The following is a 25,289-nucleotide window of genomic DNA, read 5'->3' on the forward strand; positions in this document are numbered from 1 at the left end:
GGAAACTACTTTCCAGGTCTTTTTGCTATAATAAAAATAGGAAACAGTTCTGGAGGTGATGAGATGGAGAAGTTGCTACAATTGTTGATTTTAGTGCCCTATTTTTTCTTTTTTAGTTGGCAAAGGAAGGTACGACCAGGAAGTAAGCACTTTTCATTCCTTTACTATTTTTACTGGATTTATTTACCTCTCATGGCCTTGTTTAGTCTAACCTTCACTCTTTTTTCGCTAATCTTATTTAATTTTATTTTACTAGAGCCCAAGGATTTGGCTAGGTGGTTGATATGGATAGTTTTAGTCTTTTTATCCTTACTCAATGACTGGATAGTTTATACTTGTCTAAAGTTTATGAAAAAACTGAAGTTGGAAAAGAATAAGGCTAATCTTCCTTGAGAGAACTGAGGAAATTAGTGCCTAATAACTGAAGGATGCTTCGATTCTCAATGTTGAGTTAAGTAGAAGTTTAAATTAGGGAAAAATGAAACTAAGAGTAGGAATTTTAAGAGGAACTAATCTCGATGATTAGCCCTTTTTTGCCCTAAGGGAAAACGGAATATTTCTTGAAAAAATTGGGCAAATATGCTACAATAAAAAGAACATTCTAAAATATTCAGAATTTAAAGTAAGGAAAAAAATGGCAAATTTACTAAAAACAATCATCGAAAATGATAAAGGCGAACTCCGTCGCTTGGAAAAGATGGCGGACAAAGTCTTAAGATATGAAGATGAAATGGCTGCGTTAACAGACGAGCAATTGAAAGCAAAAACAGAAGAATTCAAACAACGCTATCAAAATGGTGAGACTCTTGACCAACTTTTGTATGAGGCGTTTGCTGTTGTACGCGAGGGAGCTAAGCGTGTTCTTGGTCTTTTCCCGTATAAGGTTCAGGTTATGGGGGGAATCGTTCTTCACCATGGTGACGTTCCTGAGATGCGTACTGGTGAGGGGAAAACCTTGACAGCGACTATGCCAGTATACCTTAACGCCCTTTCAGGTAAAGGTGTACACGTAGTTACGGTCAATGAGTATCTATCAGAACGTGACGCGACTGAGATGGGTGAGTTGTACTCATGGCTTGGTTTGTCAGTAGGGATCAACTTGGCAGCCAAATCTCCAATGGAGAAAAAAGAAGCTTATGAGTGTGATATCACTTATTCAACAAACTCAGAGATTGGTTTCGATTATCTTCGTGATAACATGGTTGTTCGTGCGGAGAATATGGTTCAACGTCCGCTTAACTATGCCTTGGTCGATGAGGTTGACTCTATCTTGATTGACGAAGCTCGTACTCCTTTGATCGTTTCAGGAGCCAATGCAGTTGAAACTAGCCAACTCTACCATATGGCGGACCATTTTGTGAAGTCTTTGGATAAGGATGACTATATCATTGATATTCAGTCTAAGACAATTGGTCTATCTGATTCTGGTATTGACAAGGCTGAAAGCTACTTCAAACTAGAAAATCTCTATGATATCGAAAACGTAGCCTTGACTCACTTTATCGACAATGCCCTTCGTGCTAACTACATCATGATTCTTGATATTGACTATGTGGTCAGCGAAGAGCAGGAAATCTTGATTGTCGACCAATTTACAGGTCGTACCATGGAAGGTCGTCGTTATTCTGATGGTTTGCACCAAGCGATTGAAGCCAAAGAAGGTGTGCCAATCCAAGATGAAACCAAGACTTCAGCTTCTATTACCTACCAAAACCTTTTCCGTATGTATAAGAAATTGTCAGGGATGACAGGTACTGGTAAGACTGAGGAAGAAGAATTCCGCGAAATTTACAATATTCGTGTTATTCCTATCCCAACAAACCGTCCGGTTCAACGTATCGACCACTCAGACCTACTCTATGCAAGTATCGAAGCTAAGTTTAAGGCTGTTGTCGAAGATGTAAAAGCTCGCTACCAAAAAGGTCAACCTGTCTTGGTTGGTACAGTTGCAGTTGAAACCAGTGATTATATTTCTAAAAAATTGGTAGCCGCAGGCGTTCCTCACGAAGTATTGAATGCCAAGAACCACTACAAAGAAGCTCAAATCATCATGAATGCTGGCCAACGTGGTGCAGTTACAATCGCGACCAACATGGCCGGTCGTGGTACTGATATTAAGCTTGGTGAAGGTGTTCGTGAACTTGGTGGACTTTGTGTCATTGGTACAGAACGCCATGAAAGCCGTCGTATCGATAACCAGCTTCGTGGACGTTCAGGACGTCAAGGGGACCCAGGGGAGTCACAATTCTACCTTTCTCTGGAAGATGATTTGATGAAACGTTTCGGTTCAGAGCGCTTGAAGGGTGTCTTTGAACGTCTCAATATGTCAGACGAAGCAATCAAATCTCGTATGTTGACACGTCAGGTTGAAGCAGCACAAAAACGTGTTGAAGGAAACAACTACGACACACGTAAACAAGTCCTTCAATACGATGATGTCATGCGTGAGCAACGTGAGATTATCTACTCACAACGTTACGATGTCATCACTGCTGATCGCGATTTGGCTCCTGAGATTCATGCAATGATTAAACGCACTATTAATCGTGTTGTTGATAATCATGCGCGTGCTAAACAAGATGAAAAACTAGAAGCTATCTTGAATTTTGCAAGATACAACTTGCTTCCAGAAGATTCAATTTCACTTTCAGACCTAGAAGGTTTATCAGACCAAGCAATCAAAGATGAACTTTATCAACGTGCCTTGAAAGTCTATGATAGCCAAGTTGCTAAGCTTCGTGATGAGGAAGCTGTTAAAGAATTCCAAAAAGTCTTGATCCTACGTGTTGTAGACAACAAGTGGACAGACCATATCGATGCTCTTGATCAGTTGCGAAATGCTGTTGGTCTCCGTGGTTATGCTCAGAATAACCCAGTCGTTGAGTATCAAGCAGAAGGTTTCCGTATGTTTAATGATATGATTGGTTCCATTGAGTTTGATGTGACTCGTTTGATGATGAAAGCACAAATTCATGAACAAGAGCGTCCACAAGCAGAGCGTCATATCAGTACGACAGCAACTCGTAATATTGCTGCACAACAGACTGAGCTTCCTGCAGATTTGGATCTTAGCCAAGTTAAGCGTAACGACTTATGCCCATGTGGTTCTGGTAAGAAATTTAAAAACTGTCACGGTAAACGACATTAAGAATGACTAATTTTCAGGCGGATGCCTAGTGAAAAGTGAATTTTCGCTTGGCGTCCGTTTGCTTTATAAGGAGGATGAATCATGGTATTTACAGCCAAAAGCCCTAAAATTAATATTGAAGAAGTTCGTAGTTTGTCTAAATTAGAAGGACAGGCACTTGCCAATAAACAACAACGCGATCAAGAACTTGAAGCGATTATTCGTGGTGAAGATCAACGCATTTTGTTAGTGATTGGTCCGTGTTCGTCTGACAATGAAGAAGCAGTTCTTGAGTATGCTAAGCGTTTGGCAAAACTGCAAGAAGAAGTAAAAGACCGTGTCTTTATGGTCATGCGCGTCTACACTGCTAAACCACGTACTAATGGTGATGGCTATAAGGGCTTGATTCACCAACCAAATGCCAAAGAAGCACCTAGTCTCATCAATGGGATCAAGGCGGTTCGTCACCTGCATTACCGTGTTATTTCTGAAACAGGAATGACGACAGCGGATGAAATGTTGTACCCAGAAAACCTTCCTTTGGTAGATGACTTGATTTCTTACATGGCAGTTGGAGCTCGTTCGGTTGAAGATCAACAACACCGTTTTGTAGCTAGTGGAGCAGATTTTGCGACAGGTTTTAAAAATCCAACGTCTGGAAATCTCAATGTCATGTTCAACGGTATTTATGCGGCTCAAAACAAACAAAGTTTCCTTTTCCTAGGGAAAGAAGTTGAAACGACTGGAAATCCTCTATCGCATGCTATTCTCCGTGGTGCCCTCAATGAATACGGGAAAAACATTCCTAACTACTACTATGATAATTTGATGGATACCATTGCCCAGTATGAAAAGATGGGCCTTGAAAATCCCTTTATCATCATTGATACCAACCATGATAACTCAGGCAAGCAGTATATGGATCAGATTCGTATCGTACGTCAGACCTTGATTAACCGTGACTGGAATGAAAAGATTAAAAAATATGTTCGTGGTTTCATGATTGAGTCTTATCTAGAAGACGGTCGTCAAAATGAACCAGAGGTCTTTGGGAAATCTATCACCGATCCATGTCTAGGATGGGACAATACTGAGGCTCTTGTACGTGAAATCTACCAAAGACTAGGAGAATAATATGGCATTTATTGAAAAAGGTCAAGAAATCGATATTGAAGCGATTAAGGCGGAAACACAGTTATCTGCAAAAGCCTTGCAACATAAGGAAAGCCGTGACCAGGAACTAGCAGACATTCTTTCAGGAAAGGATGACCGAATCTTGTTGGTCATTGGACCTTGTTCGTCTGACAATGAAGAAGCAGTTCTTGAGTATGCTCGCCGTTTGGCAGACTTGCAGAAGAAAGTTGCGGATAAGATTTTCATGGTCATGCGTGTTTACACAGCCAAGCCACGCACCAATGGAGATGGCTACAAGGGTTTGGTTCATCAGCCAGATACTTCTAAAGCACCAAGTTTGATTAATGGTTTGCAGGCTGTACGTCAGCTTCATTATCGTGTTATTACAGAAACTGGATTGACTACAGCAGATGAAATGCTTTATCCCTCCAATCTAGTTTTAGTTGACGACTTGGTAAGCTACCATGCCGTGGGAGCGCGTTCAGTAGAAGACCAAGAACACCGTTTTGTAGCTTCAGGGATTGATGCACCAGTAGGGATGAAAAATCCAACCTCAGGAAATCTATCTGTTATGTTTAATGCCATCTATGCTGCACAAAACAAGCAAACATTTCTTTACCATGGACAAGAAGTTGAGACTTCAGGTAATCCCCTGGCCCACGTTATCCTTCGTGGAGCTATGAATGAATATGGGAAGAATGAACCAAACTTCTACTATGAAACTCTCTTAGATGCTATCGGCCGTTACGAGTCTATGGGGCTTGAAAATCCTTTTATCATGATTGATACTAACCATGATAATTCAGGCAAGCAATATATGGAGCAAGTTCGAATTGTTCGTCAGGCTCTGCTCAATCGTGACTGGAATGAAAAGATCAAGAAGACAGTTCGAGGTTTCATGATTGAATCTTACTTGGCAGATGGTCGCCAAAATCAACCAGAAATCTTTGGTTGTTCTATTACAGACCCATGTCTAGGATGGGAAAACACAGTAGCCTTGGTAGAAGAAATCTATACTACCTTAACAAAATAAGTGAAAAGGATGGAGTTGGGGGAACCTCAACTCTTTTTGACGAAAATGATAGTTGGACACGGAATCGATATCGAAGCATTAGCTTCCATACAACATGCAGTTGAAAAAAGAGAAGGCTTTGCGCAGCGTGTTTTGACAGACAAGGAATTGAAGCGCTTTGTCAGTCTCAAAGGTCGTAGACAGATTGAGTATTTGGCTGGTCGTTGGTCAGCTAAAGAAGCTTTTTCAAAGGCTATGGGAACGGGTATTGGAAAGCTAGGATTTCAGGATTTGGAAATTTTGAATAATGAGAGAGGTGCTCCCTACTTCAGCAAATCCCCGTTTTCAGGAAAAGTTTGGCTATCTATCAGCCATACAGATCAGTTTGTGACAGCTAGTGTTATTTTGGAGGAAGATTATGAAAACTAGTCCACATAGACCAACCAAGGCCCTTATTCATCTAGAAGCAATTCGCTACAATATCCAACAAATGGGAGCGCACATTCCCCAAGATACCCTCAAATGGGCAGTTGTAAAAGCCAATGCCTATGGACACGGAGCGGTTGCTGTTGCAACAGCTATCCAGGGTGACGTTGATGGTTTTTGCGTTTCGAATATCGATGAAGCCATCGAGCTTCGTCAGGCAGGAATTTCTAAGAAGATTCTTATTTTAGGAGTATCTGAGGTTGAATCTCTTTCATTGGCTAAGGACTTTGATATTACCTTGACAGTGGCTGGGTTGGAATGGATCCAGAAACTCATAGCCACAGAGTCAGACTTATCAGGTTTAACTGTTCACCTTAAAATTGACTCAGGTATGGGACGAATTGGTTTTAGAAGTGCAAGCGAGGCTGAAGAAGCTCAAACTTTACTCAAGGAGCATGGAGCAAATGTTGAGGGAATCTTTACACACTTTGCAACTGCTGATGAAGAGTCGGATAGCTATTTTAAGGAACAGTTAGAGTGTTTCAAGGAAATACTTGCTGGCTTGCAAGAAGTACCAGAATTGGTTCATGCTAGTAACTCCGCAACGACTCTATGGCATGCAGAAACTATTTTCAGTGCTGTTCGCATGGGAGATTCCATGTATGGCCTCAATCCAAGCGGACAAGTTTTGGAATTGCCTTATGAACTAAAACCAGCCTTAACTTTGGAGTCAGCTATTGTTCATGTTAAAACAGTCCCAGCTGGGGCTTGTATGGGTTACGGAGCAACTTATCAAGCAGACGGTGAGCAAGTCATTGCAACGGTACCGATAGGTTATGCAGATGGTTGGACACGAGATATGCAGAATTTCTCAGTTCTGGTGGATGGACAATTGTGCCCCATCGTAGGACGTGTATCCATGGACCAAATCACCATTCGTTTGCCTAAGCTTTATCCATTGGGTACCAAGGTAACCTTGATTGGCTCAAACGGGGACAAGGAGATTACTGCAACAGATGTAGCGGTTTACCGTGGAACCATCAATTATGAGGTAGTTTGTCTCCTCAGTGATCGAGTTCCGAGAGAATATTATTAAAAAACAGAAGGAAAGGAGTGTAGCATGAATTTACACCAACCCTTGCATGTCTTGCCAGGCGTGGGACCTAAATCAGCAGAGAAATATGCCAAACTAGGAATTGAAAATCTGCAAGATCTCTTGCTCTACTTTCCTTTCCGTTATGAAGATTTTAAGACCAAGCAGGTGTTAGAACTAGAAGATGGTGAAAAGGCTGTCCTATCTGGTCAGGTGGTAACGCCAGCTAGTGTTCAGTATTATGGATTTAAGCGCAATCGTCTTCGCTTTAGTCTCAAACAGGGAGAAGTTGTGTTTGCGGTTAACTTCTTTAATCAACCCTACCTGGCTGACAAGATTGAACTAGGAGCAACTTTGGCTGTCTTTGGCAAGTGGGATCGTGCCAAGGCAAGCCTCACAGGAATGAAGGTTTTAGCCCAAGTGGAGGATGACCTCCAGCCTGTCTATCGCCTCGCACAAGGAGTTAGTCAAGCAGGCCTTGTTAAAGTCATTAAAACAGCCTTTGACCAGGGTCTAGATCTCTTGATAGAGGAAAATATCCCTCAGTCCTTGCTCGATAAATACAAACTCATGTCTCGCTGTCAGGCTGTTCGTGCCATGCATTTTCCTAAGGATTTAGCAGAATACAAACAGGCCCTTCGTCGAATCAAGTTTGAGGAGCTCTTTTATTTCCAAATGCAATTACAGACCCTCAAGTCTGAAAATAAGATTCACGGAAGTGGATTGGTCCTGAATTGGTCCCAGGAAAAACTAACTGCCGTTAAAGAGAAATTGCCTTTTGCCTTAACCCAAGCCCAAGAAAAAAGCCTGCAAGAAATCCTGACAGATATGAAGTCGGACCAACACATGAATCGACTCTTACAAGGGGATGTTGGTAGTGGGAAGACAGTGGTTGCGGGTCTAGCGATGTACGCGGCTGTAACGGCTGGTTATCAGGCAGCTCTAATGGTTCCGACAGAGATCCTTGCAGAGCAGCATTTTGAAAGTTTAGAGAGTCTCTTTCCAGATTTGAAACTAGCCCTCCTAACAGGTTCACTAAAAGCTGTAGAAAAACGCACGGTTTTGGAAACGATTGCTAAGGGCGAGGTTGATGTGATCGTCGGGACCCATGCCCTTATACAGGATGGGGTGGAATACGCTCGACTTGGTTTGATTATCATCGATGAACAACACCGATTTGGTGTGGGACAAAGGCGTATTTTACGGGAAAAAGGAGAAAATCCAGATGTCCTTATGATGACGGCAACTCCGATTCCACGGACCTTAGCCATCACAGCTTTTGGAGATATGGATGTTTCCATTATTGACCAGATGCCAGCGGGACGAAAACCGATCGTAACACGCTGGATTAAACATGAACAGTTGCCCCAGGTCCTGACTTGGTTGGAAGGAGAAATTCAAAAAGGGTCTCAAGCCTATGTCATTTCGCCCTTGATTGAAGAATCTGAAGCCCTAGATCTTAAAAATGCTATTGCTTTATCGGAAGAATTGACGGCTCATTTTGCAGAAAAAGCAAAAGTTGCTCTCTTACACGGTAAGATGAAGAGTGATGAAAAAGACCAGATTATGCAGGAGTTCAAAGATAGAAAAACAGATATTCTGGTTTCGACAACGGTTATCGAGGTTGGGGTCAATGTGCCAAATGCGACGGTTATGATTATCATGGATGCTGATCGTTTTGGGCTTAGTCAACTCCATCAGCTTCGAGGTCGTGTAGGTCGTGGGGATAAGCAGTCTTATGCAGTTCTAGTGGCCAATCCTAAAACGGACTCAGGTAAAGACCGCATGCGCATCATGACGGAAACGACCAATGGATTTGTCCTTGCAGAAGAAGATTTGAAAATGCGTGGCTCTGGTGAGATTTTTGGAACCAGACAGTCGGGCTTACCAGAATTCCAAGTGGCTGATATTATCGAGGACTTCCCAATACTTGAGGAAGCACGTAAGGTAGCTGGTTATATCAGCTCTCTTCCTAACTGGCAGGAGGACTCAGAGTGGCATATGATTGCCCTAAATCTAGAAAAGAAAGAACATTTAGATTAAGCTTTCTCTAAGAAAATCTTAAGTTTGCTTTCAGGGTTATTGCCTATACTAGGGTCATCAAAAAGAAACGAGGACTCTCACATGACAATGACAATTAAAGTGAATTACCAAAAAACGTTTCAACAGGAACAAACTCCTTCTCCTAAATACTAAGTAAAAGAGCGGTAACGCTCTTTTTATATGGGATTCTCAGGTAAGGGATTTAGAAAAGTGCTTATGTTTATTTGATTTACTGAATGTATAAACTTCAACATCACTTCAAACAACACCTTAGTCTTAACAGGCAATCTAAAAGCAGTGCTTTGAGAAACCTGTGACTAGCTTTCTAGTTTGCTCTTTCGTTTTCATTGAGTCAAAAGTTACTTTTAGTTTTTTCTAAGGAAAATATAAGCTATGTTTTAGGAAGGGATTTTATACTGGGTTCATCAAAAAGAAACGAGGACTCTCACATGACAATGACAATTAAAGTAAATTACCAAAAAATGTTTCAAGAAGTAGTAAAGGCAGACAAGCTTGCTACAAAATAGTAGTTATTAAGGGCGGTAGAGCCCTTTTTAAATACTTGCTTTAGGCGAAATATGATAGATTTTTAGTAGACAGAATCGGCAGAATCACGCTATACCAATTTTTATTCTTGACAAGTAAAAGAAACAAGTATATACTGTTTTTGCTGATTCTGCAAAGCGAGAATTAGACTATACCAATTTAAGGGGAAAGCACAGTTTGTCTGTGTCGTATATACTATGTGTGGAATTGTTGGTGTTGTTGGAAACACAAATGCAACTGATATTTTGATTCAAGGGCTTGAAAAGCTCGAATACCGTGGTTATGATTCTGCGGGAATTTTTGTCCTAGGTGGTGCTGAAAACCATTTGGTGAAGGCTGTTGGTCGTATTGCAGAATTGTCTGCTAAAACTGCTGGTGTTGAGGGGACAACTGGTATTGGACATACTCGTTGGGCCACTCACGGTAAACCAACAGAAGACAATGCTCACCCACATCGCTCTGAGACAGGACGTTTTGTCTTGGTCCACAATGGGGTGATTGAAAACTACCTTGAAATCAAGGAAGACTACCTTGCAGGTCACCACTTCAAGGGGCAAACAGATACTGAAATCGCAGTTCACTTGATTGGAAAATTTGTTGAAGAAGACGGCATGTCAGTACTTGAAGCCTTTAAAAAAGCTCTTCACGTCATCCGTGGTTCTTATGCCTTCGCTTTGATTGACTCTGAAAATTCAGATGTCATCTATGTGGCTAAGAACAAATCACCACTTTTGATTGGTCTTGGAGATGGTTACAACATGGTCTGCTCAGATGCTATGGCTATGATTCGTGAAACTAACCAATACATGGAGATCCATGACCAAGAGTTGGTTATCGTGAAAGCTGATAGCGTTGAAGTGCAAGACTATGATGGCAACAGTCGTGAGCGTGCTAGCTACACTGCTGAGCTTGATTTGTCAGATATCGGTAAGGGAACTTATCCTTACTACATGCTTAAGGAAATCGATGAGCAACCAACAGTGATGCGTAAGTTGATCCAAGCCTATACAGATGAGGCTGGTCAAGTAGTGGTGGACCCTGCTATCATCAAGGCTGTTCAAGAGGCAGACCGCCTCTACATTCTAGCAGCTGGGACTTCTTACCACGCAGGATTTGCTTCTAAGAAAATGTTAGAAGAATTGACAGATACGCCAGTTGAACTTGGTATTTCATCTGAGTGGGGCTACGGTATGCCACTTCTCAGCAAGAAACCACTCTTCATCTTTATCAGTCAGTCTGGTGAAACAGCTGATAGCCGTCAAGTTTTGGTTAAGGCCAATGAAATGGGAATTCCAAGCTTGACAGTGACAAACGTGCCGGGATCAACTTTGTCACGTGAAGCTAACCATACTATGTTGCTTCATGCAGGTCCTGAAATTGCCGTTGCTTCAACCAAGGCATATACTGCGCAAATCGCAACTCTTGCCTTCCTTGCGAAAGCGGTCGGTGAAGCAAATGGCAATGAAAAAGCCAAAGCTTTCGATTTGGTTCACGAATTGTCTATCGTGGCTCAGTCTATCGAATCAACTCTCTCAGAAAAAGAATTGATTGATAGCAAGGTGCGTGATCTTCTTGAAACAACACGTAACGCCTTTTATATAGGACGTGGTCAAGATTACTACGTAGCCATGGAAGCCAGTCTTAAGCTTAAAGAAATCTCTTATATCCAATGTGAAGGTTTTGCGGCTGGAGAGCTCAAGCATGGAACTATTGCTTTGATTGAAGAGGGGACACCTGTTTTGGCCCTCTTGTCAGACCCAGTTCTTGCCAACCACACTCGCGGAAATATCCAAGAAGTGGCAGCACGTGGCGCTAAGGTCCTCACTATCGCAGAAGAAAATGTTGCTAAAGATACCGATGATATTGTCCTTACGACCGTACACCCTTACCTCTCACCAATCTCAATGGTCGTACCAACACAATTGGTCGCTTACTTTGCAACTCTACACCGTGGACTTGATGTGGACAAGCCACGTAACCTTGCCAAGTCTGTAACGGTAGAATAAACCCAAAGTTTAAATCATAAACAAAAGTGAACAAAATAGTTTTCTGGAAATCAGAATGCTGTCCTGTTCACTTTTTTGTATACTTAATGAAAATCAATGATCAAACTAGTTCTCTTGTGTAGATATCTCAAAGCAGTGCTTTGAGCAACCTGCGGCTAGTTTGCTCTTTGATTTTCATTGAGTATCACTCCTTTTAAGAATTCATGAGAAATAAATCTAAAATTAAATGTTATCCTAGTTTCTATTAAAATTAGAATTCTTTTTGAAAGCTATAAAAAAACTCTAAGAGCTGGACGATAAGGATCCAACTCTTAGAGGAGTGAGTGTCGTATTTTACTTGCGATATAAACGATCGTATTGGTAGTAAGGATCAAAGGTTACATTGATTCCTAGTTTGCGAAGAACATTTTTGTCTTCGTCTGTTAGGATAATCGTAGAGTGAGCTTCGCTTCCTTTGAGGTTTCCGAGTTCTTTCATGGCACGATCTGCATCAGGATTCTGCATAGCTGTGATTGCAAGTGCGATAAGGATTTCATTTGAGTGGAGTCGGGGATTGCGACTACCCAAGTGATTGATTTTCAAACCTTGGATTGGTTTCACCACTTCTGGTTCAATTAATTTTGTTTCAGCATTGATGTTAGCTGATTTCTTGATTGCATTGATCAAAGCAGCGGCTGTTGGACCAAAGAGTTCTGAGTTCTTACCAGTAACGATTTCACCAGAAGGTAATTCAAGAGCTAGAGCAGGTCCGCCTGTTTCTTCTGCTTTTTGACGTGCGGCAACAGCAACTTTTCTATCAGCTGGTGTGATACCTAGGTCATTCATGAGAAGCTCAATCTTCTTCACAGCAGTTTCTCCAACCTTCTCAGCTTTGAAGTCAAGAACTGTCTGGTAATAGCGACGGATAATTTCCTGTTTAGATGCTTCAATGGCAGCGTCGTTATCAGTGATTGCAAAACCAACCATGTTGACACCCATGTCAGTTGGAGATGCATAAGGAGACTCCCCCAAGATACGTTCCAGCATACGCTTAAGGACAGGGAAAATTTCAATGTCGCGGTTGTAGTTGACTGTGGTTTCTCCATAAGTTTGGAGATGGAATGGGTCAATCATGTTGACATCATCTAGGTCTGCTGTAGCAGCTTCATAAGCCAAGTTGACTGGATGATGAAGTGGGAGATTCCAAACTGGGAAGGTTTCAAATTTGGCATAACCAGATTTGATACCATTGATTTGGTCGTGGTACATGTTAGACATACAAGTTGCCAATTTCCCTGAACCAGGCCCAGGAGCAGTCACGACAATCAAGTTACGACTAGTTTTGATATAGTCGTTTTTCCCCATACCTTCAGGAGAAATGATGTGATCCATATCTGTCGGATACCCCTTGATAGGGTAGTGGAGATAAGAGTCGATACCATTTTTCTCTAATTGATTACGGAAAGCATCAGCTGCCGGTTGGCCTGCATATTGAGTAATGACAACTGAACCAACAAAGATACCGAGTTCATTGAATTTATCGATCAAACGAAGCACTTCTTGGTCATAAGAAATGCCCAAGTCTCCACGAGCTTTTGAGTGCTCGATATTGCTAGCGTTAATAGCGATAACAACCTCAACTTGCTCCTTCAATTCTTGTAAGAGTTTGATTTTGTTATCTGGTTCGTATCCAGGGAGGACACGAGCAGCGTGGAAATCTTCTAACATTTTGCCACCAAACTCCAAGTAGAGTTTGCCGTCAAATTGGTTGATGCGCTCCAAGATATGGTCGCGTTGTAGATTTAAATATTGTTCAGAACTAAAAGCTTGTTTTTTCATTTTTTTACCTCTGACCTCTATTATATAAAAAAAATAGAAGATAAGAAACAACGGAGGTTCGAAATAAGGAAAAAGATTGAAGCAAACGCTTGCATAAAATTAAGAAAAAGTCTATGATGGAATAAAGTGAATGTTAAAAGGGGAAAAAAGATGCAAGAAAAATGGTGGCACAATGCCGTTGTTTATCAGGTCTATCCAAAAAGTTTTAAGGATAGCAATGGAGATGGGATTGGTGATTTACCTGGGATTACCAGTAAGCTAGACTATCTAGCGAAGTTAGGGATCACAGCGATTTGGCTTTCTCCTGTTTATGACAGCCCTATGGATGACAATGGTTATGATATTGCCAATTATCAAGATATCGCGACTATCTTTGGAACCATGGAAGATATGGATGAGTTGATTGCTGAGGCTAAGAAACGAGATATCCGAATCATTATGGATTTGGTGGTCAATCATACATCAGATGAGCATGCTTGGTTTATCGAAGCTTGTGAAAATCCTGATAGTCCTGAGCGAGACTACTATATCTGGCGTGATGAACCTAACGAATTGGAGTCAATTTTCAGTGGTTCTGCCTGGCAATATGACGAAAAGGCTGGTCAATATTACCTGCACTTTTTCAGTAAGAAACAACCAGACCTTAACTGGGAAAATGAAGAACTACGCCAAAAAATCTATGAAATGATGAATTTCTGGATTGATAAAGGGATTGGTGGATTTCGTATGGACGTTATTGACATGATTGGGAAAATTCCTGATCAGAAGATTGTCAACAATGGTCCTATGCTCCATCCCTATCTCAAGGAAATGAATCAGGCTACTTTCGGCGACAAAGAGCTCTTGACAGTAGGGGAGACATGGGGAGCGACACCAGAAATCGCAAAACTCTATTCAGATCCAAAAGGACAAGAACTGTCTATGGTCTTCCAGTTTGAACATATCTGTCTTCAGTATCAGGAAGGACAACCTAAGTGGCAGTACCAAAAAGAGCTAAATGTTGGGAAATTAAAAGAGATTTTCAACAAATGGCAGACAGAATTAGGAGTTGAGGATGGCTGGAATTCCCTCTTCTGGAACAACCATGACCTCCCTCGAATCGTCTCTATCTGGGGAAATGACCAAGAATACCGCGAAAAATCTGCCAAAGCGTTTGCAATCTTGCTTCATCTCATGAGAGGGACTCCTTATATCTACCAAGGGGAGGAGATTGGGATGACCAATTTCCCATTTGAAAACCTAGATCAAGTAGAGGATATTGAATCCCTCAACTATGCGCGTGAAGCTCTTGAAAAAGGTGTTTTAATGGAAACAATCATGGATAGCATTCGCGTGATTGGTCGTGATAATGCCCGTACTCCAATGCAGTGGGATGAGACAAAAAATGCTGGTTTCTCAGACGGACAACCTTGGCTTGCAGTCAATCCAAACTATGTGAAGATAAATGTAAAAGAAGCTTTAGCAAACCCAGATTCTATCTTCTATACTTATCAAAAATTGGTAAACATTCGTAAGGAAAATAGCTGGTTGGTGAGAGCTGATTTTGAACTCCTTGAAACAGCTGAAAAAGTCTTTGCTTACATCCGTAAAGATGGCGACCGTCGATTCCTAGTTGTGGCTAACTTGTCCAACCAAAAGCAAGAGTTCGCAGTTGAAGAATCAATCACATCTATCTTGATTGAAAATACATCAGTAGAAGCAGCTTTAGCTACACAGACCTTGGCTTCATGGGATGCCTTCAGTGTCGAATTAGCCAAATAAACCCATAAACTCAAGTATCCAAAGATGCTTGAGTTTTTTTCTAAAATAAGTGTAGAAATTTCTTTAATAAATATTAGTTTGAATTTTCTAAAAAATACCCTTAAAACCTTTGCTTTTATATAAAAATAGGGTATAATGGTGAAAAATAGTATTTTAAAGGAGAATACCGATGAAATCGAAAAAGTGGCTCGCAGTAGCAGGGATAACGATGAGCGCAGCTCTTCTTTTGGCGGCTTGTGGCAAGACTGAGAAAAAAGCAGATGCTCCAACAACATTTTCGTATGTTTATGCTATTGATCCAACAACATTGGACTATAGCGTTACTAGTAAAAGTTCAACATCAGATGTCATCGCCAACCTGGTCGACGGACTTTTGGAAAATGACAAATATGGAAACTTGATTCCATCGCTTGCTGAAGACTGGTCTGTTTCACAAGATGGTTTGACTTACACATACAAGCTACGTAAAGGTGTCAAATGGTATACTTCTGAAGGAGAAGAGTATGCTGAAGTCAAGGCCCAAGACTTTGTGACTGGTTTGAAACATGCTGCAGATGGTAAATCAGATGGCCTAACACTTATCCAAGACTCCATCAAAGGATTGGCAGAGTACGTTAGCGGTGAAACGAATGACTTTTCAACGGTAGGGATCAAAGCAGTTGATGACTATACGGTTGAGTATACCTTGAACAAACCAGAAAGCTTCTGGAATTCTAAGGTAACAACAGCAACCATGCTCCCAGTTAATGAAGAATTCTTAAATTCTCAAGGGAAAGATTACGGTGCAGCAGCGCCTTCAGGTATTCTCTACAATGGTCCTTATATTTTGAAGAACTTCACTTCGAAATCCGTGATTGAGTACGAAAAGAACCCGAATTACTGGGACAAGGACAATGTGAAGATTGACCACGTCAAGCTTACTTTCTACGACGGCTCTGACCAAGAATCATTGATTCGTAGCTTTGCGTCAGGCTCATATACGACAGCTCGCCTCTTCCCAACTAGCTCAAGCTTTGATTCAACTAAGAAAGAATACGGCGATAAGATCGTTTATAGTCCACAAGAAGCCACTAGCTATTACTTTACTTTCAACGTAAATCGTCAGTCTTACAATAAAACAGCTAAGACAGATGATGCCCAAAAAACATCAACTAAAGAAGCGCTTCTCAATAAAAACTTCCGTCAAGCCATCAACTTCGCTCTTGACCGCCATGCTTACTCTGCACAGATGAATGGCGAAGAAGGTGCAGACAAGATTATCCGTACCAGCCTTGTGCCTTATGACTATGTTCAGGTTGGTGAAAAGACCTTCGGTGAATTGGCTCAAGAACAATTGGTAACATACGGAGACCAGTGGAAGGATGTAGCTTTGACAGATGGTAAAGATACCCTTTACAATCCAACAAAAGCAAAAGCTGCCTTTGAAAAAGCAAAATCAGAATTGCAAGCTAAAGGTGTAACCTTCCCAATCCATTTGGATATTCCAGTTGAACAGACAGATGTCATTGCTGTACAGCAGACCAACTCCCTCAAACAGTCTGTCGAAGCAGCACTTGGAAGTGAAAATGTTGTCATCGATGTACTGCAAATGACTGACAATGAGAAAATGAGCATTACATCTCAAGCTAAAGTGCCTTCTCAAAAAGACTATGACTTGAATGGAACTGGTTGGGGGCCAGACTATCAAGATCCGGCAACCTATCTCAATATTCTAGATGCTAAGAAGGGTTCTGCCCTTAAACACTTGGGTATCACAAAAGGTAAAGATCCAGAAGTCATGACTCAAGTTGGACTTGATGAGTACAAGAAACTCTTGGATGATGCAGCATCAGAAACGAGCGATCTCAACAAACGCTATGAAAAATATGCCAAAGCACAAGCATGGGTTTCAGATAGCTCACTCCTTATCCCTGTAGCATCTTCAGGTGGTTCTCCGACAGTTAGTCGTACAGTGCCATTTACAAAAGCATACTCTCAAGTTGGTATCAAGGGTGATCCATTTGTATTTAAAGGCTTAGAGTTGCAAAACGATATTGTAACCACTAAAGAATACGAAGAAGCTCTTAAGAAATGGCAAAAAGAGAAAATCGAAACAAATGCCAAATACCAAAAAGAACTAGCAAATCACGTTAAATAGTCTTTTGTAACGAATAAAGAAATCCTGTTTTAAAGCAGGATTTCTTTCTTTTCTCCTTTTATTAACGAATGGATAAATAAGGATATAACTTTACTTTTAGGTCAAAATTTGATAATATAGTTGTATGTTACAAAACCTAACATATAAGGAGAAATGAAACATGAAACTTAAAAAACGTTTGATTGGAGCGGGGCTGACACTTGCTGCTGCGGTCTTGTTGACAGCGTGTGGGAAGACAGCATCGGATGCTAAAACCTACTCGTCAACATTTGGTGCCGATCCAACAACCTTCAACTACCTTTTGGACTATTCAGGCGATAACACTGCTGTTGTAACCAACTTGATAGATGGTTTGCTTGAAAATGACAATTATGGAAATCTCATTCCTGCTCTTGCAGAAGATTGGAGTGTTTCAAAGGATGGCTTGACTTACACTTATAAACTTCGTCAAGATGCTAAATGGTTCACGGCTGATGGGGAAGAATACGCCTCAATTAAAGCACAAGATTTCGTCACAGGTATCAAGTATGCAGCTGATAACAAGAGTCAAGCGCTTGATTTGATTCAAAACTCAATCAAGGGATTAGATGATTATGTGACAGGTGCAAATACTGACTTTTCAAATGTTGGAGTCAAAGCCTTGGATGACCATACTGTCCAATATACCTTGACACGACCAGAACCATTCTGGAACTCTAAGACTACCAATAGTATCTTGTTCCCAGTGAATGAAGAATTCTTGACTTCTAAGGGTAAAGAATTTGGAGAGTTGAAAGCAGATGGTATTCTTTATAGCGGTCCTTATTTGTTAAAAGAATTTACATCAAAATCATCACTTGAGTACAAGAAGAATCCTCATTACTATGACCAAGAAAAAGTAACGATTGAAAGAGTTAAATTGGCCTATGTTGATGGTTCTGACCAAGATATGACAATCCGCAATTTCGAAAGTGGAGCCTACTCGTCTGCTGGTGTCTACCCAAATAGCTCAAACTTTGCAAAGACTAAGGAAAAATATAAGGACAACATCGTCTATAGCTTGCAGGACGCAACTTCTTGGTACTATAATTTTAACGTTAACCGCCAAGCATACAATCATACAGCTAAGACTAGCGATGAGCAAAAACAAGCGACCCAAGCTGCTATTTTAAATAAAAACTTCCGTCAAGCCATCAACTTTGCAATTGATCGTACAGCCTACTCGGCTCAATCTAATGGAGAAGAAGCTGCTAAAAACACCCTTCGTAACACGCTTGTCCCACCAACTTTCGTGCAGGTTGGAGATAAGACCTTTGGTGAGACAGTTTCATCTAAGTTGGTAAACTACGGTACGCAGTGGTCAAATATGAATCTTGAAGATGCTCAAGATGGATACTTCAACAAAGAAAAAGCACAAGCTCAATTTGCTGAGGCTAAGAAAGAATTAGAAGCTCAAGGCGTGAGTTTCCCGATTCATTTGGACTTGCCTGTAGATCAAGTTAACAAAACCTTGCTTCCAAAGATTCATTCGCTTAAACAATCTGTCGAATCAACTCTTGGGGCAGAAAATGTAGTGATTGATGTCGTTCAAATTTCAACAGAAGACTATGCCAATGCGACATTCCAAGCACCAACCACAGCTGATCATGACTATGATTTGAACTTGGATGGTTGGTCTGCAGACTACCAAGATCCATCAACTTATCTTAATCCTTTCAACGCTGAGGATGGATTCTATCTCAAGATTTTAGGACTTGATCCAAGCAAGGATACGGATAAGATTACAAGTATTGGATTGGACCAGTATACTCAAAAATTGAAAGCGGCAGATGCAGAAAATACAGACGTAGCCAAACGCTATGAAAATTATGCAGATGCACAAGCCTGGTTGATTGATAGTTCGCTATTGCTCCCTGTAAATTCAAACGGTGGTGGAGCTTCAGTGACACGTGTGACACCATTTACACGAGCTTACTCACTTGTTGGAATCAAAGGTACTGGAAGCAACTACAAGTACATGAGATTGCAAACTAAAGTAGTAACAACTGCTCAATTTGACGAAGCTAAAGTCAAATGGGAACAAGAACGTAAAAATTCTGTCGAAAAGAGTCAAAAAGACTTTGAAAGTCACGTGAAATAATTTTAAGAAGAGGAAACGGGGCAGAAATCTGTAGGCAAATGTCGGTGTCGTAGACTAAATGACGAACAAAAAATTATCAGCTGCCGCGACAAAACTTCATTAGCAATTGCCATAAAGGTCGGGATTTTTGCCCGGCCTTTTTAACATAGAAACCTTTTTTAAGTAACGTTTTAGCCATTTTATCATTGGAGTTTACTATTCTTGTTTTTAAGGTAAATAAAAACGATTACCAAGTGTATATTGATGGTATCCAGTACCACTTTGTGATATAATTAAAGTAAAAAATACTTTGTAGAGGTGTAAGTTGAGTAGACATTCAAAAGGAAGAAAAACGAGCAAGATTCAACAAAACATCAATATCATTTTGTTGTTTGTATATGTCGTGCTTGCTTGTTTTTTACTGTTTTTAATATTCAGATATCATATTTTAGCAATTAGCTATGCCAATGTCCTTATAGCGATCGCTATGATTTTGCTTGCGCTAATAGCCTTGTTTTTGATTTTAAAGAGAAAAGCCAAGATATTCACCATGATTTTACTCGTGGTTCTGGTCATTGTGAATGCAGTTTCTTTGATTGGAGTTCATCAATTCGTTAGCCTAGCAAATCAATTAAATGCAACATCTAACTATTCTAGTTACTCCATCAGTGTTGCAGTTTTGGCGGATAGCGAGATTGGAAATGTCTCAGAATTATCCAGTGTGGCAGCCCCAACCAAAACAGATGCAGAAAATATCAAAAAATTGCTCGATGATATTAAGACAAGTCAGAGTAAAGACTTAACGGTTGAAGACAGTTCTTCCTATCTTGCAGCTTATAAGAGTCTCTTAGCTGGAGAGACCAAGGCAATTATTTTGAACAGTGTCTTTGAAAATTTGATCGAACAAGAGTATCCAGACCATGCCAAAAAGATCAAGAAGATTTATACCAAAGAACTAACCAAGAGCGTTGAAGCGCCTAAAGTTTCTCAAAACAAGGCTTTTAATATCTACATCAGTGGGATTGACACATACGGACCGATTAGCTCCGTTTCTCGTTCGGATGTCAATATCATTATGACGGTCAATCAAGAGACCAAGAAAATTCTCCTGACAACAACGCCTAGGGATGCTTATGTGCCTATAGCTGATGGTGGCAATAACCAAAATGATAAATTGACCCATGCAGGTATTTATGGCGTGGATGCTTCCATTCATACCTTAGAAAATCTCTATGGAATTGATCTGAATTACTATGCACGACTCAACTTCACTTCCTTCTTGAAATTAATTGACCTCTTAGGTGGTGTCGATGTTTATAATGATCAAGAGTTCACATCTCTTCATGGGAACTATCACTTCCCTGTTGGGAATGTTCATCTAAACTCTGAGCAGGCTCTAGGATTTGTTCGTGAACGTTATTCCTTGACCAATGGTGATGGAGACCGTGGACGTAATCAACAAAAAGTCATTGCTGCTATTATTCAAAAACTAACTTCAGCAGAAGCCTTGAAGAATTTTGATGGTATTATGCAAGGATTGCAAGATTCTGTACAAACCAATATGCCTCCTGAAACCATGGTTAGCTTAGTAAATGCCCAACTAGCAAGTGGAGGAAAATATACTGTCATCACTCGAGATCTAAAGGGAACTGGTCGTATGGATCTTCCTTCCTATGCCATGCCTGACAGTAGCCTTTATATGCTAGAGGTCGATCCAAATAGCTTGGAGACACTCAAAACAGAAATCAAAGATATCATGGAAGGAAAATAAGATGATTGATATCCATTCACACATAGTTTTTGATGTAGACGATGGCCCAAAGGATAAGTCAGAGAGTATAGCACTTCTTAAGGAAGCCTATGCCCAAGGAGTCCGTACCATCGTTTCGACCTCCCATCGTCGGAAGGGGATGTTTGAAACACCAGAGGAGGACATTGCAAGAAATTTTAAAGTTGTCAAGGAGTTGGCTAAGGAGATTGATCCCGACTTCACCATCTTGTATGGAGCAGAAATCTATTACAGTAGTGATGCTTTAAACAAATTAGAGAATCAACAGATTCCTCAACTAAATGGTACCCGTTATGCCTTGATAGAATTTAGCATGAATACCCCTTATCGTGAAATCCATAGCGCATTGACCAATATTTTGATGTTGGGAATAACCCCTGTTATTGCCCATATAGAGCGTTACGATGCTTTGGAAAACAATGAAAAAAGGGTGCACGACCTCATCAACATGGGATGCTACACCCAGGTCAACAGTTCGAGTATTCTTAAACCAAAACTGTTTGGTGATACCTATAAATTCATGAAAAAGCGTGCTCGCTATTTCTTGGAGAGGGATTTGGTCCATATAGTTGCTAGTGATATGCATAATCTAGATAGTCGTCCACCTTATATGCGAGAGGCTTATGAGATAGTGAGCAAAAAATATGGCCAAGATAAGGCTCGGGAACTCTTCGTGAAAAATCCCGAAAAAGTCATTAAAGATCAAATAATATAGGAGTAAAAATGAAAGAACAAGATACTATTGAAATCAACGTTATTCAGTTGTTAAAGGCACTATGGGCAAAGAAGCTACTAATCCTTCTTGTAGCTATCGTGACAGGAGTTGCTGCATTTGCATATAGTAGTTTTGTGGTCAAACCTGAGTATAGAAGTACAACGCGAATCTATGTGGTCAATCGAAATCAAAGTGACAAACCAGGTTTGACAAATCAGGATCTACAAGCAGGAACATACTTGGTTAAGGACTACCGTGAGATCATTCTTTCCCAAGATGTTCTTGAAAAGGTGGTTTCTGATCTAGGCTTGACCATCAATGCAAAAACATTGTCTAAGAAGGTTCAGGTAACGGTTCCTGCAGATACACGTATCGTATCTATTTCAGTTAGCGACCATAAACCAGATGAAGCAAGTCGTATTGCAAATGCACTTCGAGAAGTTGCAGCACAGAAAATCATCGCAGTTACTCGAGTTTCGGATGTAACGACTCTTGAAGAAGCCCGTCCAGCTACTGGACCATCATCACCAAATATCCGTCGCAATACCTTGATGGGAATCGGTGCTGGAGCAGGTCTGGTGATTATCGTGGTTCTACTAGTTGAGCTACTAGATGATCGTGTTAAACGTCCAGAAGATATCGAAGATGTTATGAAAATCTCACTCCTTGGAGTCATTCCTGACATGGATAAATTAAAGTAAGGGAGAACTTATGGCAAAGTTAGAATTATCACAACAAAAACTGAACTCTGTAAAAAAAGCAGAAGAGTACTACAATGCTTTACGTACAAATATACAATTGAGTGGCAATAACTTAAAGGTTATTGCTGTTACATCGGTTGACCCTAGCGAAGGAAAGTCTACAACAGCTACTAATGTTGCTTGGGCTTTTGCGCGTGCAGGCTACAAGACGCTGTTGATTGACGCCGACATCCGAAACTCAGTCATGTCTGGAGTATTCAAGTCAAGAGAAAAAATTACTGGTTTGACAGATTATCTAGCTGGCACTCAGGACTTGTCAAATGGCCTTTGTGAGACAAACGTTGAAAATTTATTTATGATCCAGTCAGGAGCAGTTTCTCCAAATCCAACGGCTCTCCTTCAGAGTGATAAGTTTGGAAGTATGATCGAAACCTTGCACAAATATTTTGACTATATTATCGTCGATACGGCACCGATTGGAGTTGTAATTGATGCAGCCATTATCGTCCAAAAATGTGATGCATCTATTTTGGTCGCGGAAGCTGGTGTGGCAAAACGAAGAGAAATTCAAAAAGCTAAAAGTCAGTTAGAGCACACTGGAATACCATTTTTGGGTGTAATTTTGAATAAATTTGACATTCAACGTGAAAGATATGGTTCTTATGGGGCCTATGGTTCCTACGGGAAAAAATAAAATGAAGTTAGGGAGACTAGTATGGAAGGAAGGGGTTTCTACAATGTAACTCTGGCGTTCTTACAGAGTATACTTGTTAGTTTTTTAGCTTATGTACTGATTGCAATTTCAGAAACTGATATTGTTTTAGATACAGTATTTGTCCTTTTTTTCCTTCACTTTGCAGCCTTCTACATTAGTGGCTACGGTAAGGATTTTTTCAAACGAGGTCAGTATGTTGAACTAGTTGAAACGGTCAAATACATCCTCTTTTATGCCTTGTTAATTAGTTTTTCAAGTTTCTTCCTAAAAGAGAAATTTGTAATTTCTAGACGAGGAATGCTTTATCTACTTTCCTTGTATGGTGTTTTGAATTATCTACTCAGTTTCTTTGTGAAGCGTTATTGGAAACCCTTTAACCACAATTTGAAGGGTAGTCGTAAGATTTTGTTGATCACAGCAACATCACGTACTGAAAAAGTACTGGACCGATTATTAACAGCTAACGATGTGCAAGGGGAACTGGTCGCAGTATCTGTTTTAGATAAGCCAGAATTCACTCATGATAAGATCCTTGTTGTACCAAGTGAGGAATTGCTTACCTACACGACGCATGAAGTAGTAGATGAAGTCTTTGTCAATCTTCCAAGTGAGGACTATGACATCGGGGCTATTATTTCTCAGTTTGAAACAATGGGAATTGCTGTAACAGTCAATCTCAATGCTTTCGATAAAAACTTAGGTCGCGATAAACAAATCCATGAGATGGCGGGCTTGAATGTAGTGACATTTTCTACAAATTTTTACAAGTCGAGCCATGTGATTGCCAAACGCATCCTCGACATTTGTGGGGCCATTGTTGGATTGATCCTATGTGGGATTGCTAGCCTATTTTTAGTTCCTATGATTCGAAAAGATGGTGGGCCTGCAATTTTTTCACAAACTCGTGTCGGAAAAAATGGTCGTCACTTTACCTTTTATAAATTCCGCTCGATGCGAGTCGATGCAGAAGCGATCAAGGAACAGTTGATGGGTCAAAATACGATGCAAGGTGGTATGTTTAAGATCGATAACGATCCTCGAGTGACAAAGATTGGACAATTTATCCGAAAAACTAGCTTGGATGAATTGCCACAATTTTGGAATGTTTTGATTGGCGACATGAGTCTAGTCGGTACGCGCCCACCAACTCTAGATGAGTACGAAAAATACACACCTGAACAAAAACGTCGTCTAAGCTTCAAACCTGGTATTACAGGTTTGTGGCAAATTAGTGGTCGAAGTGAAATTACAAACTTCGATGAGGTTGTTAAGTTGGATGTGGCTTATATCGATGATTGGACCATCTGGAAAGATTTTGAAATATTGCTAAAAACTGTAAAAGTTGTATTGATGAGAGATGGAGCGAAGTGATTCTATGAATAAAGTGAGAGAAATTCAATTAGGAGAGTTAACTCTTTTAGAAAGTTATATCGACCTTTGTAAAAGATATAATTTGCGTTATTACGCCTTGGGTGGTACATTACTCGGTGCCATTCGTCATAAAGGATTTATCCCATGGGATGATGATATGGATTTAGGAATGCCTAGAAAAGATTACGAAAAATTCTTGTCAATCTGTGAGAAAGAGCTTCCTGAAAGTGTTATTTTAAGACTTCACGATGATAATCTAGGTAATACTTCGATTATGGATACTTCAATTCAAATTCAATTTGGCAGTGAATGGTGTAGTCCTTTTATTGATATCTTTCCTTTAGATGGTTACCCAGAAGACGGAATCCATTACTGGTTGCATACGAATAAAATAAAGTTCTATCGTGCCTTGTCTAAAATTTCTGTTATCAATCGTTTGCACGAGAGAGATAGAGGATCGTTTGAAAATGCGATTGTGAAAGTTTCAAGAGCCTTAAAATTAAATAAACTTTTAAACACTTCAAAAATTAACAAAAAATTACAAAGTATCATTAAACAATATGATTACGAGACTAGTAGCATTGTCGGAAATGTCTTGGGTTCCTACCGCGAACGAGAACTCGCAAGAAAAGAAGTGTTTGGGGAACCGCAATTACTAGAGTTTGAAAACTTACAAATTAGTTGTCATGAGAATCCTGATGAATATTTGACAAAGATATATGGTGATTACATGCAACTTCCAAAAGAAGCTGAGCGTAAAGGTCATTTTGAGTCTACGTGGGGAGATTAAATTGAAT

At 40.4% G+C, this 25,289-nt stretch carries 17 protein-coding genes; 16 read left to right on the forward strand and 1 reads right to left on the reverse strand.

Features of this window, described 5'->3' with window-relative positions:
* Positions 1–634 precede the first annotated feature (634 nt).
* The 7 genes from secA to glmS all read left to right on the forward strand — a co-directional run bounded on the left by secA (position 635) and on the right by glmS (position 11,387).
* The gene (gene secA / locus ADM33_RS06580) at positions 635–3,148 is read left to right on the forward strand and encodes a preprotein translocase subunit SecA (RefSeq protein WP_049503920.1); all 2,514 of its coding nucleotides are present in this window, start codon (positions 635–637) and stop codon (positions 3,146–3,148) included.
* Between the two features lie 81 nt (positions 3,149–3,229).
* Positions 3,230–4,261, forward strand: a complete 1,032-nt coding sequence (locus ADM33_RS06585; protein WP_049503922.1) for a 3-deoxy-7-phosphoheptulonate synthase — start codon at positions 3,230–3,232, stop codon at positions 4,259–4,261.
* Between the two features lies 1 nt (position 4,262).
* Positions 4,263–5,294, forward strand: a complete 1,032-nt coding sequence (locus ADM33_RS06590; protein ID WP_049503924.1) for a 3-deoxy-7-phosphoheptulonate synthase — start codon at positions 4,263–4,265, stop codon at positions 5,292–5,294.
* A gap of 45 nt (positions 5,295–5,339) precedes the next feature.
* Positions 5,340–5,702, forward strand: coding sequence for a holo-ACP synthase (gene acpS / locus ADM33_RS06595; protein ID WP_049503983.1), 363 nt, complete (start codon positions 5,340–5,342; stop codon positions 5,700–5,702).
* The gene (gene alr / locus ADM33_RS06600; protein ID WP_049503926.1) at positions 5,692–6,795 is read left to right on the forward strand and encodes an alanine racemase; all 1,104 of its coding nucleotides are present in this window, start codon (positions 5,692–5,694) and stop codon (positions 6,793–6,795) included. Before acpS ends, alr begins: the two co-directional genes overlap by 11 nt.
* 24 nt (positions 6,796–6,819) lie before the next feature.
* Positions 6,820–8,835, forward strand: coding sequence for an ATP-dependent DNA helicase RecG (gene recG / locus ADM33_RS06605; RefSeq protein WP_049503928.1), 2,016 nt, complete (start codon positions 6,820–6,822; stop codon positions 8,833–8,835).
* A 743-nt stretch (positions 8,836–9,578) separates the two neighbouring features.
* Entirely contained in the window at positions 9,579–11,387 is a 1,809-nt protein-coding gene (gene glmS / locus ADM33_RS06610) for a glutamine--fructose-6-phosphate transaminase (isomerizing) (protein ID WP_049503930.1), read from the forward strand.
* Between the two features lie 333 nt (positions 11,388–11,720).
* Here the strand turns inward: glmS and ADM33_RS06615 are convergent, their stop codons facing one another.
* The gene (locus ADM33_RS06615) at positions 11,721–13,205 is read right to left on the reverse strand and encodes a DUF1846 domain-containing protein (RefSeq protein WP_049503931.1); all 1,485 of its coding nucleotides are present in this window, start codon (positions 13,203–13,205) and stop codon (positions 11,721–11,723) included.
* Positions 13,206–13,355: 150 nt separating this feature from the next.
* Here ADM33_RS06615 and ADM33_RS06620 point away from each other — a divergent pair, with 150 nt between their 5' ends.
* The 9 genes from ADM33_RS06620 to ADM33_RS06660 all read left to right on the forward strand — a co-directional run bounded on the left by ADM33_RS06620 (position 13,356) and on the right by ADM33_RS06660 (position 25,282).
* Complete coding sequence (locus tag ADM33_RS06620; protein ID WP_049503932.1) at positions 13,356–14,966, forward strand: glycoside hydrolase family 13 protein; 1,611 nt, start codon at positions 13,356–13,358, stop codon at positions 14,964–14,966.
* Positions 14,967–15,135: 169 nt separating this feature from the next.
* A complete protein-coding gene (locus tag ADM33_RS06625) occupies positions 15,136–17,103 on the forward strand; it encodes a peptide ABC transporter substrate-binding protein (protein ID WP_049503934.1) in 1,968 nt (655 codons plus the stop codon).
* Positions 17,104–17,263: 160 nt separating this feature from the next.
* The gene (locus tag ADM33_RS06630) at positions 17,264–19,222 is read left to right on the forward strand and encodes a peptide ABC transporter substrate-binding protein (RefSeq protein WP_049503935.1); all 1,959 of its coding nucleotides are present in this window, start codon (positions 17,264–17,266) and stop codon (positions 19,220–19,222) included.
* 304 nt (positions 19,223–19,526) lie between these two features.
* Positions 19,527–20,972, forward strand: a complete 1,446-nt coding sequence (locus tag ADM33_RS06635) for an LCP family protein (RefSeq protein ID WP_049503937.1) — start codon at positions 19,527–19,529, stop codon at positions 20,970–20,972.
* A 1-nt stretch (position 20,973) separates the two neighbouring features.
* On the forward strand, positions 20,974–21,705 hold the full coding sequence (gene cps4B / locus ADM33_RS06640) for a capsular polysaccharide biosynthesis protein Cps4B (protein ID WP_049503939.1): 732 nt from the start codon (positions 20,974–20,976) through the stop codon (positions 21,703–21,705).
* Between the two features lie 8 nt (positions 21,706–21,713).
* Entirely contained in the window at positions 21,714–22,406 is a 693-nt protein-coding gene (locus tag ADM33_RS06645) for a capsular polysaccharide biosynthesis protein (RefSeq protein WP_049503940.1), read from the forward strand.
* Between the two features lie 10 nt (positions 22,407–22,416).
* On the forward strand, positions 22,417–23,100 hold the full coding sequence (locus ADM33_RS06650; RefSeq protein WP_049503942.1) for a tyrosine-protein kinase: 684 nt from the start codon (positions 22,417–22,419) through the stop codon (positions 23,098–23,100).
* Positions 23,101–23,121: 21 nt separating this feature from the next.
* Positions 23,122–24,492 (forward strand): sugar transferase, encoded by a 1,371-nt coding sequence (locus ADM33_RS06655; protein ID WP_049503944.1) that lies wholly within the window; start codon positions 23,122–23,124, stop codon positions 24,490–24,492.
* 4 nt (positions 24,493–24,496) lie between these two features.
* A complete protein-coding gene (locus ADM33_RS06660; RefSeq protein ID WP_049503946.1) occupies positions 24,497–25,282 on the forward strand; it encodes a LicD family protein in 786 nt (261 codons plus the stop codon).
* The last annotated feature ends 7 nt before the right edge of the window (positions 25,283–25,289 follow it).

This window comes from Streptococcus oralis, assembly GCF_001075875.1.
GTDB lineage: Bacteria > Bacillota > Bacilli > Lactobacillales > Streptococcaceae > Streptococcus > Streptococcus oralis_I.

Excerpts from the sequence above, each read along its gene's own strand:
- ADM33_RS06590 (WP_049503924.1), top strand. The coding sequence starts at position 4,263 with ATGGCATTTATTGAAAAAGGTCAAGAAATCGATATTGAAGCGATTAAG.
- recG (WP_049503928.1), top strand. The coding sequence starts at position 6,820 with ATGAATTTACACCAACCCTTGCATGTCTTGCCAGGCGTGGGACCTAAA.
- ADM33_RS06650 (WP_049503942.1), top strand. The coding sequence starts at position 22,417 with ATGGCAAAGTTAGAATTATCACAACAAAAACTGAACTCTGTAAAAAAA.
- ADM33_RS06620 (WP_049503932.1), top strand. The coding sequence starts at position 13,356 with ATGCAAGAAAAATGGTGGCACAATGCCGTTGTTTATCAGGTCTATCCA.
- cps4B (WP_049503939.1), top strand. The coding sequence starts at position 20,974 with ATGATTGATATCCATTCACACATAGTTTTTGATGTAGACGATGGCCCA.
- ADM33_RS06630 (WP_049503935.1), top strand. The coding sequence starts at position 17,264 with ATGAAACTTAAAAAACGTTTGATTGGAGCGGGGCTGACACTTGCTGCT.
- alr (WP_049503926.1), top strand. The coding sequence starts at position 5,692 with ATGAAAACTAGTCCACATAGACCAACCAAGGCCCTTATTCATCTAGAA.
- ADM33_RS06655 (WP_049503944.1), top strand. The coding sequence starts at position 23,122 with ATGGAAGGAAGGGGTTTCTACAATGTAACTCTGGCGTTCTTACAGAGT.
- acpS (WP_049503983.1), top strand. The coding sequence starts at position 5,340 with ATGATAGTTGGACACGGAATCGATATCGAAGCATTAGCTTCCATACAA.
- ADM33_RS06585 (WP_049503922.1), top strand. The coding sequence starts at position 3,230 with ATGGTATTTACAGCCAAAAGCCCTAAAATTAATATTGAAGAAGTTCGT.
- ADM33_RS06660 (WP_049503946.1), top strand. The coding sequence starts at position 24,497 with ATGAATAAAGTGAGAGAAATTCAATTAGGAGAGTTAACTCTTTTAGAA.
- glmS (WP_049503930.1), top strand. The coding sequence starts at position 9,579 with ATGTGTGGAATTGTTGGTGTTGTTGGAAACACAAATGCAACTGATATT.
- ADM33_RS06645 (WP_049503940.1), top strand. The coding sequence starts at position 21,714 with ATGAAAGAACAAGATACTATTGAAATCAACGTTATTCAGTTGTTAAAG.
- ADM33_RS06625 (WP_049503934.1), top strand. The coding sequence starts at position 15,136 with ATGAAATCGAAAAAGTGGCTCGCAGTAGCAGGGATAACGATGAGCGCA.
- secA (WP_049503920.1), top strand. The coding sequence starts at position 635 with ATGGCAAATTTACTAAAAACAATCATCGAAAATGATAAAGGCGAACTC.
- ADM33_RS06615 (WP_049503931.1), bottom strand. The coding sequence starts at position 13,205 with ATGAAAAAACAAGCTTTTAGTTCTGAACAATATTTAAATCTACAACGC.